Below are 14,273 nucleotides of genomic sequence, written 5' to 3' on the forward strand. Positions count from 1 at the left end.
ATCCATGACGAACGACCCGCTGTCGCCCCAGTCCAACGATTCACAGAAGCGACTGCTCCTGGCGCTCGCCCTCTCCTTCGCGGCCACCGCCGCGTACACCTTCTTCTTCGCCCCCAAGACGCCGACGGACGCGGGCGCGGATGGCGGCGTGGAGATGGCCGCCACCCTGGATGCTGGCACCCCGGCCGTCGCCGCCGTGCCGCCGCCGGTGGCGCCGACCGGTGACGCCGCGGGCACCCCGGGCGAAACCCCTCCGCCCCCCGTGCGCACCACCGACGTCGCCCGTCCGGAGGTCAAGTACACCTTCTCCTCCGAGGGCGCCGGCCTCACCTCCGCCGTGCTCCAGGGCGTGAAGATGCGCGAGCAGCAGTCGCTCTCCGTGAAGGAGGGCTTCGCGCTGCTCTTCGGCAAGGAGATCCCCCCGCCGCCGCAGATGAACGTGGCGCACCCGGTGGCCGGTCAGCCCCTGCCGCTCGCGGTGACCATCGAAGGCGGCGCGCCGCTCGCGGCGAACACCCGCTACGCGGTGCAGGAGAACCCCACCGACAACGGCGGCACCGTCGTCTTCACCGGCCGGCAGGGCCCGTGGGAAATCACCAAGACGGTGCTGTGGCCGCGCGACGGCTTCGAGTTCGCCTACACCCTCCAGGTGCGCAACACCTCCGCGCAGGCGCAGTCGGGCGAGCTGAAGCTGCACTACAGCCGCGCCATCGACCCGGAGTTCGAACACGCGCCGTCCTTCTTCGGCGGCGTGGGCAACCTGAGCCGCTCCGCGTGCTGGGTGGGGGATGAGCTCCACAAGATGTCCCCGGGCGACAAGCCGCCGGAAGACACGCGCGGGCAGGTCTCCTTCTTCGGCATCGACCAGCAGTACTTCCTGTCCGCGCTCTACCCGCTGGACGGGCCCCTCGCCGGCCACTGCACGCTCACCGCCACGCCCACCGAGCGCGAAGTGGCGGCGGCCTTCCCGCTCAACGTCGCCCCCGGCCAGACGACCACGTTCCGCTTCGGCGGCTACCTGGGCCCCAAGGATCCGGAACTGCTGCGCCCGGCGCCCGGCGCGGAGCTGCGCGCGGTGGCCAACCTGCCCGCGACGACGTACCACCCGATGCTGGAGGACACGGTCGACTTCGGCATCTGGGCGGTGGTCTGCAAGCTGCTGCTCTCCATCATGCGGTTCTTCCACGGCATCGTGGGGAACTGGGGCGTCGCCATCATCCTGCTCACCGTGGTGGTGAAGCTGGCGCTCCTGCCGCTCACCTACCGCTCCATGGTCAGCATGGAGGCGGTGAAGGTGCTGCAGCCCAAGATGGATGAGATCCGCAAGAAGTTCGCGGACGACAAGGAACGCCAGAACCTGGAGATCATGAAGCTGTACCAGGAGGCGAAGGTGAACCCCCTGGGCGGCTGTCTGCCGCTGCTCATCCAGATGCCGGTGTGGATCGCGCTGTTCACGTCGCTGCGCAACAGCTTCGAAATCTACGGTGAGCCGTTCGTCGGGCCCATCTGGCGGGACCTCACGTACAAGGACCCCACGTACCTGCTGCCGCTGGCGCTGGGCGTGTCGATGATCATCACGCAGAAGATGCAGCCGCAGATGATGGACGCGGCGCAGGCGAAGATGATGACCTGGGTGATGCCCATCATCTTCACCTTCACGCTGCTCCAGTACCCCGCCGGTCTGTCGCTCTACATCTTCACGAACAACGTGCTCTCCATCGGGCAGCAGTACGGCCTGCGCAAGTGGCTGGACCGCAAGAAGGGCCAGACGGGCGGCGGGACACCGGCGGTGGTCACCGCCGGGGGAGGCAAGCGCAAGTGAGCGGGCCGCAGGGAACGCAGGCTGGGGCGGGCGGGGCGGACTTCCGCCCCCGGGTGGAGCGGCTGCTCACTGACATCCTCGGGCTGATGGGCTTCCCGGCCCGGCTGGACCTGCAGGACGCCGCCGACGGCAGCCTGTCCGTGGCGCTCCACTTCGAGTCCGGTCCGCCTCCGGGCGTGGAAGCCGGCAAGCGCAGCCAGGTGCTGGATTCGCTCCAGTTCCTGCTCAACAAGATGCTCCACCGCCCCGGCGTCGAACGCCGCTGGGTGATGCTCGGCGCGGGGGGCCATCCGGAACCCCGCCCCCGTCGCGAGGCGGCTCCGGCGCAGGCCCCTGCTCCGACGGCGACCGTGGCCCAGGTGGCGGCCGCCGCTCCGGCCACGCAGCCCGCCCGGAACGCCGCTCCGGCCGCGCAGCCTGCCCGGCCTGCCCGGGGTGCGCAGCCCGCGCCCCAGGCCCCGAAGGCCGCGGCCGCTCAGCCGGCGCAGTCGAAGGGCGCGGAGGCGGACGAGCGCTCGGTGCAGTGCGAGGAGGATGCGGTGCTGCGGGAGGCCGTCCGCAAGCTCGCCGAGAAGTCCGCCAGCCTGGGGCGCTTCTATGCGTTCGCCGCGATGAAGACGGAGGACCGCGCGCGCGTCCTCAGGGCAGTAGAAGGAGTAGGTGGTGTGAAGGTGGCGGCGGAAGGCGAAGGCCGCAACCGACGCGTGGTGTTCACTCCGGCGAAGCCCGCACCGATGCCCAAGCGGAGCATGCTGCCGGACGATGACGAAGACGACCTCGACGCCTGAGCGGGCGCCCGGACAAGGGCCCGTCCATGCCGCCGGCGGGCGTCTGGGAGCAAGAGGAGCGAATGGGTAAGTCGAAGGGTTTGAAAGACAAGCTGTACGGCGCGGCGGTGCTGAAGATGAGCTTCCGCCTGCGCGGGGACGAGGAGTCCCCTGCCTTCCGCTTCGTCTATCCAGGCGTGCTGCGCGACCTGCAGGTCGAAGACGCCGAGGTGGAGAAGTACATCGAGACACACCGCGATGACGTGGAGCGCGCGGCCCGGGGCTCCACCCCGCCGCAGGGTCCCCGGTAGTTCCGCGGTCGTTGAGGCGCTGCCGTCGCGGTGCCGGTCGGGTGGGGCGCGGCCCGTGTGAGTCCCCGCCCGACGATGGGGGCCTTCCCGATGCGGATGAGGGGGCCTGTGTTGAAGCCTCCGTCGTGGGTGGGCGTGCTCCACGGGGGCGATGGCTCCGTGGCGAAGGACGCCTGCCTGGAGCTGGCCCACGCGACGCTCGCTCCTGGACTCCGGCGCGAGTCCATGGCGAAGGTGTCGTGCCTCCTGTCCTTGGACGGTCCCCGGGCGCCGACGGTCCCTGATTTTTTGGGGGCAAGGACGCCCGCGTCCGGTGCCCTCCCCTGCCCCGCCATGACGCCTCCTTCCGCCACCATCGTCGCCCTCGCCACCGCGCCCGCCGCGGGAGCGGTGGGCATCCTCCGGTTGTCCGGGCCGGCCGCGCTGGAGGTGGGCCGTGCGCTCGCACCTGGAGTCCCCGAGGTGCCCACGCCGCGCCATGCGTACCTGGCCACGTTCGTGGACGCGTCCGGCGGCGTACTGGATGAAGGCCTGTTCCTCTACTTCCGCGCGCCGCAGTCCTTCACCGGGGAGGACGTGGTGGAGCTCCAGGCGCATGGCAGTCCGCGCCTGTTGCGGCTCCTGCTCGCGCGGACGCTGGAGGATGCGCGCGTCCGCCCTGCCCTTCCCGGCGAGTTCACCCGGCGCGCGTTCCTGAATGGCCGCATCGACCTGACCCGCGCGGAGGCGGTCGCGGACCTGGTGGCCGCGGACTCCGAGGCGGCCGTGCGCGCCGCCGCCGCCGGGCTGTCCGGAGCGCTGGCGGAGCGGATCCGCGCGCTGGAGGAACCGCTGCGCGCGCTCCATGCCGACCTGGAAGGGGTCCTCAACTTCCCCGACGAAGCGGAGGGCGCGGACGAGGACGCGGGCCCCCGGGTCGCGACGCTGCGCTCCGAAGCGGAGGCCCTGCGCGCGGAGGTGGGACGGGGACGACTGGTGCGTCAGGGCGCGCGGGTGGCCCTGTACGGCCCGGTGAACGCGGGCAAGTCCACGCTGTTCAACCGGCTGGTGGGCGAGGAGCGCGCGCTCGTGGACGCGGAGCCCGGCACCACCCGCGATGCCCTGGAGGCCCGCGTCGAATGGGACGGGCTGGGCGTGACGCTCTACGACACCGCCGGCCTGCGTGAGGCCCCCGGACGCGTGGAGGCCCTGGGCATCGCGCGCACGCGGGACCTGCTCGCGGCGGTGGACCTGGCGGTGCTCGTGCTGCCGCCGGAGGCTTCCGGGGAGGAGGCCTCCTCCTGGGTGCGCGAGGCTGGCGCCACGCCCGTGTTCGTCGTCACCGGGAAGTGCGACGTGGCGCCCGTGTCCGCGCCCTGGGAGTCCGTGCCCGGGTTTCCCGCGCATGAGGAGCGTGAAGCGTCCCTGCCCTTCCCGGGTCCGCGCGCTGCGTCCGCGACGTCCGTGTCCTTCGCGGGTCCGGGCGCTGCGTCCGGAACGTCCCTCCCCTCCCACGGCAGGCCGCGCGTCAGTGGCCTCACGGGCGAGGGCGTGGAGGGGCTTCGGACCTCCGTGCTCGGGCGGCTGTGGGGCGGTGGCACTCCCTCGGCGGTGGCCCTCGTCTCCGAGCGCCATGCGGATGCCCTGCGTCGCACCGCCGAGGCGCTGGGCCGCGCGGAGGAGGCGTCGCGCGTGTCCACCCTGGAGGTCCTCTCCGGAGAGGTCGGGCTCGCGCTGGAGGCGCTGGGAGAAGTGTCCGGAACGAGCGTTTCCGATGCACTCCTGGACACCCTTTTCCAGCGCTTCTGCATCGGGAAATAGCCCCCCGCCGGGCGCCGGCCGGCATGTCAGACCCCTCCCTAGAATGCCTCGCGTTACCCGGCGCTCCCCGAGGATTCATGACGGCACTTCAGCACCTTCAACCCACCTCCCACTCCCTGCTCTCGGCGCTGCCGTCGGGCTGGGTGGGTGAAATCCTCGATGGCGAGCTGGTGGCCTCGCCTCGGCCTTCCGTGGCGCCCGCGCGCGCGGCCTTCATGATGGGGGTGGAGTTGGGAGAGCGGTTGGACCAGCGTCGCGGAGGCAACGGCCGTTGGTGCTTCCTGCGCGCCCCGGAGCTGCACCTGGGCGAGGACCTCCTCGTGCCCGACCTGGCCGCGTGGCGCCGTGAGCGAGTCGCCGCGCCGCCGGAGCCCGGTGCCGCCTTCTTCACCCTGGTTCCGGACTGGGTCTGCGAGGTGCTCACCCCCGCCACCACCGCGCTGGACCGCGCGCGCAAGCTGCCCTTGTACGCGCGCGCCGGGGTCTCCTACGTGTGGCTCGTGGATCCGATCGCGCGCACCCTGGAGATCTACCAGCGTCTCAAGCGCGGCTGGCTCCTCACCGCGAGCCACGAGGACGACGCGCTGGTGCGCGCCGAGCCCTTCCCTTCCGTGTCCCTGGAGCTGGGCTCGCTGTGGCTTCCCGACGTGACGGAGGAGCTGCCCCGGCTCGTCGCGGTGCCTTGATCCGCGAGGACCGGGGTCTTGGGTCGGTCCGGATCCGCGCGGCACCCGGCGTGGATCCGGATCCTCCGGATGACGGCGTCCTTCAGCTCGCGTGCTTGAGGCGCGCCTCGTCGGAGCCGCGCGACAGGCGCCGCACCGCCCTGAGGAGCAGCTCCGGATCCACCGGCGCCGCCACGAACCCCCGGGCGTGCACGGCCTGCGCCCGGGGCAGGTCCCGCTCCGGGGCCTTGCCGGCCACCAGCACCTGCGCGCGCAGCCGCTGCGCCAGCACCTCCATCGCGGGCAGCGGCGCCACCACCACCTGCGTCTCCACCGCGGTGCACACGTCCCCGGTGCTCGCCACCTTCACCGTGAAGCCCGCGTCGCCCAGCACCCGCACCAGCCCGGCGGCCGCCTCCGCGCCCCAGCCGTACACCAGCACCTGCTCGCGGACCGTCACGCGCGCCGCCGGCACCGGCACCCGCGCGGGCTCCAGGGGCGCGAGCATCGGCAGGCCCTGGACCTCTCCTTCCGGGGCCGCCATCTGCGTCAGCTCCGCCAGGGACGTGCCCACCACCAGGGGCAGCGACTCGTCCCACTCGGGCAGCGAGAAGCCCTCCATCCCCGGACGGCGCTGCGGCGTCGCCGGCTCACCCCGGTACAGCCGGCCAATGGCCCGGCCCAGCGCCGCGTCCGTGGCCAAGAGGGGCACCACCCGCGCCTTGCCGGACACGCTCTTCACCACGTCCAGCGCCGCCAGACTCGCCGGCGCCGCGATGGCCACCACCAGCGCCGTGTCGCGAGGACCCTGGCCCTCCAGCCGCAACGGCACCACCCGGTGCGCCTCCGCCACCTTCAGGGGGATCAGCTTCGCGAGCGTCGCGTCCAACGGCTGGGCGTCCAGGTCCACCGCGGCCACCCCGGACTGCGCCGCCAACGCGGACAACACCGCCTCCGCCGTGCAGAAGCGCTGGTCCACCACCACCTGCCCCAACGCCACGCCCCACTTGCGCTGGTACGCCAGCGCCGACTGCAACTGCATCGCATCCACCACACCCCGCGCGAGCAGGATGTCCCCCAAACGCTTCTTCATTGCTCGCTCCCCTCGGCCCCCCTCGGTACAGCGGCCGGGTCGACCTTCCACCACTCGCTTCCCTCTACCGCATGGAAGTGTAAAATTACAACCCAACCGAAGACTGGCGGGCGGCTGTAAGCTCGATGGGCAGGTCGCCGACGAAAGGAATGAGGACGGATCCGCCTTCGTGATTCCGGAGCCTTCGCCGTCGTTGAACGTACGAAGTCCCAATCCTTGAGGGGGGGACGACAAAGCGTACGTTCAACGCTCAACCCGAGGGTGGCCAGATGTCGGAGACGTTCCTAGCCTGTAAGCATGGCTGATGCGTGCCTGAGAGAATTCGTGCGGATGCTCCGCGCGCGGCGTTCGTCCCCTGGCGGACTGGCCGGCGTGGACGCCTCCATGGCCGGGCTCCAGGTGGAGCCCTCCAGCCTCAAGCCCTACCTTCATTTCCTACCCGGTCGTTACACGCGCAACCTGGTCCACCGGGACGAGGGCCTGGAGGTCATCGTCAACTGTTGGTCTCCGGGCGTGTCCTCGCCCATCCACGACCATGACGGGCAGGAGTGCTGGTTCAGCGTCCAGCGCGGCCAGTTCCTGTTGGAGAACTACCCGCTGCTGGAGGGCGGAACCCGCCCCGGGACGGCGCGGCTGGGCGCGCCGGAGCGGGTGGGCCCGGTGGGCCCGGGTCACGTGGACTTCCGTGACGCCGGAGCGCCCATCCACCGCGTGTGCTCCACCAGCGCCCCGGGCGTGACGCTGCATGTGTACGCCGGCCCGGTGGCGCAATGCCTGGTCTTCGATCCGCGCCGCAGCCGCTGCGCGGCGCACTCCCTGCGCTACCACAGCATCTTCGGGCGGCCGGTGCGGCCCGACGAAGGCCGCGCTGGCCTGCCCCTCTCCCTCTGACGGCCGGACGCTACCAGCGCACTTCCGGCGGGGGGGCGTACAGCATGCGGCCCTCGCGGCCCTGCGACGTCAGCCCCAGCTTCGCGCCCACCCGGTACACCGCCCGCACCTGCTCCAGCACCTGGGGCGAGATTCCCGCGTGGGCCCCGGACGCGTCGTCGTCGCTGTTGTCCGCGTCGTTCTTGCCCAGCAGCTCCGACAGCACCTCGCCCGTGGCCTTGGGACGGGGGAACACCTGGAGGCGCACCGGGGCGTCCTTCTCCAGCTTCGCGGCCTCCTTCGCCAGCGCCAGCGCCGTGGCGTAGCCGCCGAGCGCATCCACCAGCCCGCGCTCCTTCGCGTCCTCGCCCGTCCACACGCGGCCCTTCGCCACCGCCTGCAACTGCTCCAGCGGCATGTTGCGCGCCTGGGCCGCGCGGGTGGTGAAGTCCAGGTAGATGGCGTCCAGCTCCGACTCGAACTGCGCGCGCTGCTCGGGCGTGAACTCCAGGTCCGAGCTGGCGTAGGAGGCGTTCTTCCCGAAGTCCAGGGTGTCGAAGTTCACGCCGAACTTCGCCCAGAAGTCCGCGGTGACGAACTTGCCGTTGTACACGCCGATGCTCCCCGTCAGCGTGCCCGGCTGCGCGACGATCTTGTCCGCGCCCATGGCCGCGAAGTAGCCGCCGCTGGCCGCGTACGTGCCCATGGTGACGATGACCGGCTTGCCCGCCTCGCGCGCCCGCTGCACCTCGCGGCGCACGGTGTCGCTCGCGGAGTAGCTGCCGCCCGGGCTGTCCACGCGGAAGAGGATGGCCTTCACGTTCGAGTCCTCCGCCGCCTTGCGGAAGGCCGCCGCCACCGTGTCGGCGCCCATCACCTGTCCACCGGAGAGCGGATTGGACTGGCTCTTGCCGCGCTGCACCTCGCCCACGCCGTAGATGAGGGCGATGGTGCTCCCCGTCTGGTGCGGACGGCCCGCGCGCTCCAGGTACTTGTCCACGTAGAGGAACCGGGCGCCGTCACCCGCGAGCTTCTTCAGCTCGTCGTGGATTTCGTCGCGGTAGCGCAGCCCGTCCACCAGCTTCGCGTCCAGGGCCTTCTGGCCCATGAACGGCCCGCGGTCGATGAGCGAGCGCACCTCGTCCTCGGACAGCTTGCGGCCCTCCGCCACGCCCTTCACCACCTGGTTGAAGAGGCTGTTGCCGTAGGCCTCCGTGGCCTCGCGCTGCGGGGCGCCGTAGGACGCGTCGGTGAAGGTGTTGACGGCGTTCTTGTACTCGGCGCGCTTGCCGTACTCCGCCTTCACGCCGAACTTCTCGAAGGCGTCGCGCGCGAAGGGCGTCTCCACCGTGAGGCCCGTCAGCCCCACGTCGCCGGAGGGCTGGATGTAGACAGCGTCGAAGGCGGTCGCCAGGTAGTAGGCCCCGGTGCCGTTGCCTGCCTCCCCGAAGCCGTCCGCGTACGCCACCGCCCGCTTGCCCGTCGCGCGGAAGGCCTTCACCGCGTCCCGCAGCTCCTGCACCTGCGAGGCGCTGCCCGGCTGCCCCACCCGCACCACCAGCGCCTTCACCCGGGAGTCCGTCCCGGCCTTCTCCAGCGCCTCCACCACGTCCCTGAGCGACGTGGGCGTGTCCCCGAAGGCACCCGCGAACGACGTGTCCAGCGTGTACTCCGGCAGCGGCTGCTGGAGGTCCAGCTCCAGCACCAGGTTGGACGGCACGTCCGGCTTGCTCGACGACGCGAGCATCAACAACCCCACCACACCCACCACGAAGAGGACGGACAGCGCTCCAATGAAGGCCAGCGCGCCGATGAAGAAGCGTTTCATCCGGAAGGACTCCTGGTGTCCACGTGCCCGAGGGACGGCCCCCCGACTCCGGGCGGCCTACCATCAACGCACGCGCGGGACGATGCTTGCCTTGCACCGGCTGACAGACGGCTGACGGCAGGTGGCGCTCGCCCCTCCCGGTGGACGGGGGGCGGGCCGGCGACCCCGAGGACGCGGGGCGGTCGGTGCTTCGGACCGCCCTGTGTCTTGGAGGCTCAGGGCTTCCCGGTTCCGTCCAGGTTGAGTTCCAGCACGTGGATGCGCTGGCGGTCGGAGTCCTGGGCCTCCGCGAGCCGGTGGAGCGAGCGAGCCACCTGCTCGAGCATCCTTCCGTGTGTGCTTTTGACTCCCTTCAGTTCCCGCGCCAGCGTCTGCATCTGGTCGGCGAGTTTCTCCAAACTCTCTCGAAACGTGTCCGTGCTCTCGGAGAGCACTCCGATATGCCTCGAGAGTTCATCGGTGCGATCGAAGAGCACCCGCGTCTGCTCGAAAAGCACCCGCGTTTGAGCCGAGAGTTCCCGTGACCGCGCGAAGAGCACGCGCGTGCGCTCGAAGTGCATGCGCGAGTGTTCCAGAATCAGCTCGGTCTGCCGGATGACCGCGTCAATCACCGCGTCCGTCCGCGCATCCTGGATCCGCGCTTCCTCCTGCATCTCGCGCAACTCCCGCAGCATCTGCATCACCACATCCCCGCCCATCGCCGTCGCCATGCCGTTCCTCCCGTGGAGAGCGGGTCTCCTATCAACCCCTCCTGACATGGGGAGTTGTCCGCCCTGCGGAGCGGATCCGCGCCAGGATAGCGTACAACCTCCTGGGTTGGAACTGCGGGGCACGACCCTCCACGGCCCACCAGGGCCTTCCGCGGACGCCCGGCCGCCGGGCGTGAAGATGCTCGGGATGGCAGGACCCCCTGGAGCGGTTAGAAGTCCCGTGCCCACTCCCCCGCACCCCGAGGACCGCATGCCGCGTCGTACCCCGCTCGCCCTGCTGGCCGTCCTGCTCGTGGCCGGCCCGCCCGTGTGGGCGGCCCCGGCCCCCGCCGCGAAGCCCGCCGTCACCGCTCGCGCGCAGACGAAGCCGTCCGCCACCACCCCCGTGGCGAGCGTGGAGGGCATCACCGAATACCGCCTGCCCAATGGCCTGCGCGTCCTGCTCTTCCCGGACCCGACCAAGCCCACCGTGACGGTCAACGTCACCTACCTCGTGGGCAGCAAGCACGAGGGCTACGGCGAGACGGGCATGGCCCACCTGCTTGAACATCTGATGTTCAAGGGCACGCCCACCACCCCCAACGTGCCCCAGGCCCTCACCGAACGCGGCGCGCGTCCCAACGGCACCACCTGGCTGGACCGCACCAACTACTACGAGACCCTGCCCGCGTCGGACGACAACCTGAAGTGGGCGCTCACCTTCGAGGCGGACCGCATGGTCCACAGCTTCATCGCGCAGAAGGACCTCGACAGCGAGATGACCGTGGTGCGCAACGAGTTCGAATCCGGGGAGAACGACCCGCGCGGCATCCTCTTCAAGCGCACCATGAGCGCCGCCTACCTCTGGCACAACTACGGCAAGGCCACCATCGGCGCCAAGGCGGACCTGGAGCACGTCCCCATCGACCGGCTCCAGTCCTTCTACCGGCGCTACTACCGCCCCGACAACGCGGTGCTCGTCGTCGCCGGCAGCTTCCAGCCCGCGAAGGCCCTGGCCCTGGTGCAGTCCACCTTCGGCAAGCTTCAGCGCCCCGCCACGCCCGTGCCCCTCACGTACACCCAGGAGCCCACCCAGGACGGTGAGCGCGAGGTGACGCTGCGCCGCGTGGGTGACAACCAGTTGATCACCAGCCTCTACCACGTGCCCGAAGGCGCCCACCCCGACTTCGCCGCCATCGACGTGCTCACCGAGGTGCTGGGCGATTCGCCCTCCGGCCGCCTCTACAAGGCGCTCGTGGAGACCAAGAAGGCCGCGCGTGTCAGCGCCTTCAACTTCCAGCTTCGCGACCCGGGCGTGGTCGGCTTCAGCACCGAGGCCCGGCAGGATCAGCCCCTGGCCCCCGCGCGCGAGGCGCTGCTGCAGACCGTGGAGGAGGCCGCGAAGAAGCCCTTCACCGACGAGGAGGTGAACCGCGCGAAGACGAGCCTCTCGAAGCAGACGGAGCTGCTGCTCAACAACTCCGAACGCGCCGCCATCCTCCTGTCGGAGTGGGCCGCGGTGGGCGACTGGCGCCTGCTCTTCCTGCACCGCGACCGCGTTGACGCCGTCACCCCCGCGGACGTCACCCGCGTGGCCGCCACGTACCTCAAGGGCTCCAACCGCACGATGGGCACCTTCGTTCCCACGGCGAAGCCGGACCGTTCCGAACTGCCGCCCCCGGTGGACGTGGCGAAGTCGGTGGAGAGCTACCAGGGCCGCGCGCTGGTCGCGCAGGGTGAGGCCTTCGACCCCTCCCCCGCCAACATCGAAGCGCGCGTGCAGCGCGGTGAGCTGCCCGGCGGCATCAAGTACGCGGTGCTGCCCAAGAAGACGCGCGGCGAGATGGTCAACCTGTCGCTCAACCTGCGCTGGGGCACCGAGGAGACCGTGCGCGGCAAGCAGCCCGCCGCCGTCTACGCCGGCCGCATGCTGATGCGCGGCACGACGAAGCACACCCGCCAGCAGCTGATGGACGCCCTGGACAAGCTCAAGGCCCGTGTCGGAGTGGACGGCGGCGCGATGGGCGCGAGCGTCTCCATCGAGTGCCCGCGCGCGAGCCTCCCGGAAGTCCTCAAGCTGATGGCGGAGGTGCTGCGCGAGCCCTCCTTCGACGCGCAGGAGTTCGCCGTCCTCAAGCAGGAGCGGCTGGCCGCGCTGGAGTCGCAGCGCAGTGAACCGCAGACGCAAGGCAGCATCGCGTTCTGGCGCACGCTGTCCGCGCACTACCCCAAGGGCCACCCGTACTACGTGCCCACCCTGGAGGAGCGCCTGTCCGACGTGAAGGATGTCTCACTGGAGCAGGCGCGTGACTTCTACCGTCAGTTCTACGGGGCCTCGAACGGGGAGCTGGCGGTGGTGGGCGACTTCGACGCGAAGGAGGTCGTCGCGCTCGCGGGCACGCTGTTCAACGGCTGGAAGAGCCCGGGCCCGTACGCGCGGGTGCCAAAGACATATCAGCCCGTGGGCCCCAAGGTGGTCGCGCTGGAGACGCCGGACAAGGCCAATGCCTACTTCCTCGCGGGACAGACGCTGAAGCTGCGCGCGGATGACGCGGACTGGCCGGGCGTGATGATGGGCAACTTCGTGCTGGGCGGCGGCTTCCTCAACTCGCGGCTGGCCACGCGCGTGCGCCAGAAGGATGGCCTGTCCTATGGCGTGGGCAGCAGCGTGGATTCAGGCGACCTGGACGCGGTGGGGTCGTTCCTCACGTATGCCATCTACGCGCCGCAGAACGCCCAGAAGCTGGAGGTCGCCATGCGCGAGGAAGTCACCCGCGCGGTCGACAAAGGCATCACCCAGGAGGAATTGAACAAGGCACGCTCGGGCCTGCTGGAGTATCGCCAGACGTCGCGGGCGCAGGACGGGAACCTGGCGAACCAGTTGGCCAGCTACCTGTACTTCGGGCGTACGCTCGCGTTCGACGCGGCGCTGGAGGCGAAGCTGCTCAAGCTGACGCCGGAGGACGTGCGCAAGGCCCTGGCGAACCACGTGGACTGGAGCAAGGCCACCCAGGTGCGCGCGGGGGATTTCGCCGGCGCGGCGAAGCAGGCCGCGGCGCCGGTCAACGCTCCGGCGTCACCCTGAGCGCCGTGGCTGTGTAAGGTTGCCGCCCATGCCCGTGGACATCGTGGACGGCGACCTGTTGGACCAGCCGGTGGACGCCATCGTCAATGCGTGGAATCGCAACATCATCCCCTGGTGGCTGTTGTTGCCCCAGGGGGTGTCGGGGGCCATCAAGCGCCGCGGCGGCACGGCACCCTTCCGCGAGCTGGCGCGCGTGGGGCCCATGCCCTTGGGCTCGGCGGTGGTGACGGGACCTGGACGTCTGCCTTTCAAGGGCATCATCCATGTCGCCGGTATCAACATGCTGTGGCGGGCCTCCGCCCGGTCCATCCAGGACTCGGTGCACCACGCGCTGACCCGGGCCGGGGAGCAGGGTTTCCGTTCGCTGGCGTTTCCCATCATCGGCGCGGGCTCCGGGAGCTTCGATGAGGCCCGTGCGCTGGAGTTGATGCTTGAGGCCCTGGGGGACGCGCCCGCGTTCGACGTGCGCGTGGTGCGCTTCCGTCCCCCGAGGCGGACGTGAGTTTCTGGCGGGCGCCCCTCCCCTGCCCCGGTTAGACGTGGGCACCTTTCTCACGCAAGCCGAGGGTGACGCGGATGATCGACCTGTACACGTGGAACACGCCGAACGGACACAAGGTATCGGTGGCGCTGGAGGAGCTGGGGCTGCCGTACACGGTGCAGGCCCTGGACATCTCCACCGGCGTGCAGAAGGAGCCCGCGTTCCTGGCCATCAATCCCAATGGCCGCATCCCCGCCATCGTGGACCGCGCGGAGGGTGACTTCGCCGTCTTCGAATCCGGCGCCATCCTCGTGTACCTGGCGGAGAAGACGGGCCAGTTGATGCCCACGGATGCGAAGGGCCGCTCGCGCGTCATGCAGTGGCTGATGTTCCAGATGGGCGGCGTGGGCCCCATGCAGGGGCAGGCCAATGTGTTCTACCGCTACTTCCCGGAGAAGCTCCAGCCGGCCATCGACCGGTACCAGAACGAGACGCGCCGCCTGTACACGGTGCTGGAGCGCCAGTTGAAGGACCACGAGTACCTGGCCGGGGACTACAGCATCGCGGACATCGCGAACTGGGCCTGGGTGCGCATCCACGACTGGGCCGGCGTGTCCGTGGACGGCCTGCCGGGCGTGCAGCGGTGGTTGGCCGCCATCGAGGCCCGGCCCGCCGCGAAGCGCGGCCTGGACGTGCCCGCGCGGAAGCAGGAGGACGCGCCCACCGAGGCGCAGGCCGTCGCGTTTGCCCGCTCGCTGTTGCAGCGCTGACCCCTCCCCTGCCCCACCGTCTCCTCCGGACAAGTGGCCCGGGTGTGCGCATGATGCGCCCCGGGCCCGCGCAAGACCTTCTTGGCGGCTCG

Annotated in this window: 12 protein-coding genes; 9 read left to right on the forward strand and 3 right to left on the reverse strand. The window is 70.7% G+C overall.

Features of this window, described 5'->3' with window-relative positions; all coding sequences use genetic code 11:
* Positions 1 to 4 precede the first annotated feature (4 nt).
* From yidC to D7X74_RS12165, 5 genes are all read left to right on the forward strand, one after another.
* Positions 5 to 1,822: a membrane protein insertase YidC gene (gene yidC / locus D7X74_RS12145; protein ID WP_120533131.1), complete on the forward strand. Its 1,818-nt coding sequence runs from the start codon at positions 5 to 7 to the stop codon at positions 1,820 to 1,822.
* The gene (locus tag D7X74_RS12150; protein WP_120533105.1) at positions 1,819 to 2,610 is read left to right on the forward strand and encodes a hypothetical protein; all 792 of its coding nucleotides are present in this window, start codon (positions 1,819 to 1,821) and stop codon (positions 2,608 to 2,610) included. The genes yidC and D7X74_RS12150 overlap by 4 nt, the downstream gene beginning before the upstream one ends.
* A gap of 62 nt (positions 2,611 to 2,672) precedes the next feature.
* Positions 2,673 to 2,900: a hypothetical protein gene (locus D7X74_RS12155; protein WP_120533106.1), complete on the forward strand. Its 228-nt coding sequence runs from the start codon at positions 2,673 to 2,675 to the stop codon at positions 2,898 to 2,900.
* A 333-nt stretch (positions 2,901 to 3,233) separates the two neighbouring features.
* Entirely contained in the window at positions 3,234 to 4,700 is a 1,467-nt protein-coding gene (locus tag D7X74_RS12160; RefSeq protein WP_120533132.1) for a tRNA modification GTPase, read from the forward strand.
* Positions 4,701 to 4,777: 77 nt separating this feature from the next.
* Positions 4,778 to 5,386 carry a Uma2 family endonuclease gene (locus D7X74_RS12165; protein ID WP_120533107.1) on the forward strand — a complete coding sequence of 203 codons (609 nt, stop codon included), beginning with the start codon at positions 4,778 to 4,780 and terminating at the stop codon, positions 5,384 to 5,386.
* Between the two features lie 82 nt (positions 5,387 to 5,468).
* Here D7X74_RS12165 and D7X74_RS45015 read toward each other — a convergent pair whose 3' ends face one another.
* Complete coding sequence (locus D7X74_RS45015; RefSeq protein WP_120533108.1) at positions 5,469 to 6,458, reverse strand: general secretion pathway protein GspE; 990 nt, start codon at positions 6,456 to 6,458, stop codon at positions 5,469 to 5,471.
* A 330-nt stretch (positions 6,459 to 6,788) separates the two neighbouring features.
* Here D7X74_RS45015 and D7X74_RS12175 point away from each other — a divergent pair, with 330 nt between their 5' ends.
* On the forward strand, positions 6,789 to 7,349 hold the full coding sequence (locus D7X74_RS12175) for a cysteine dioxygenase family protein (protein ID WP_233602069.1): 561 nt from the start codon (positions 6,789 to 6,791) through the stop codon (positions 7,347 to 7,349).
* A 10-nt stretch (positions 7,350 to 7,359) separates the two neighbouring features.
* Here the strand turns inward: D7X74_RS12175 and sppA are convergent, their stop codons facing one another.
* Entirely contained in the window at positions 7,360 to 9,156 is a 1,797-nt protein-coding gene (gene sppA, locus D7X74_RS12180; protein ID WP_120533110.1) for a signal peptide peptidase SppA, read from the reverse strand.
* Positions 9,157 to 9,371: 215 nt separating this feature from the next.
* Positions 9,372 to 9,866 (reverse strand): hypothetical protein, encoded by a 495-nt coding sequence (locus D7X74_RS12185; RefSeq protein WP_120533111.1) that lies wholly within the window; start codon positions 9,864 to 9,866, stop codon positions 9,372 to 9,374.
* Positions 9,867 to 10,116: 250 nt separating this feature from the next.
* Here D7X74_RS12185 and D7X74_RS12190 point away from each other — a divergent pair, with 250 nt between their 5' ends.
* The 3 genes from D7X74_RS12190 (at position 10,117) to D7X74_RS12200 (ending at position 14,181) form a co-directional block, all read left to right on the forward strand.
* A complete protein-coding gene (locus D7X74_RS12190; protein WP_120533112.1) occupies positions 10,117 to 12,930 on the forward strand; it encodes a pitrilysin family protein in 2,814 nt (937 codons plus the stop codon).
* A 28-nt stretch (positions 12,931 to 12,958) separates the two neighbouring features.
* Entirely contained in the window at positions 12,959 to 13,432 is a 474-nt protein-coding gene (locus D7X74_RS12195) for a macro domain-containing protein (RefSeq protein WP_120533113.1), read from the forward strand.
* Positions 13,433 to 13,506: 74 nt separating this feature from the next.
* Positions 13,507 to 14,181: a glutathione S-transferase family protein gene (locus tag D7X74_RS12200; protein ID WP_120533114.1), complete on the forward strand. Its 675-nt coding sequence runs from the start codon at positions 13,507 to 13,509 to the stop codon at positions 14,179 to 14,181.
* The last annotated feature ends 92 nt before the right edge of the window (positions 14,182 to 14,273 follow it).

The sequence above is a fragment of the Corallococcus sp. CA047B genome, from assembly GCF_003612065.1.
Classification (GTDB): domain Bacteria; phylum Myxococcota; class Myxococcia; order Myxococcales; family Myxococcaceae; genus Corallococcus; species Corallococcus praedator.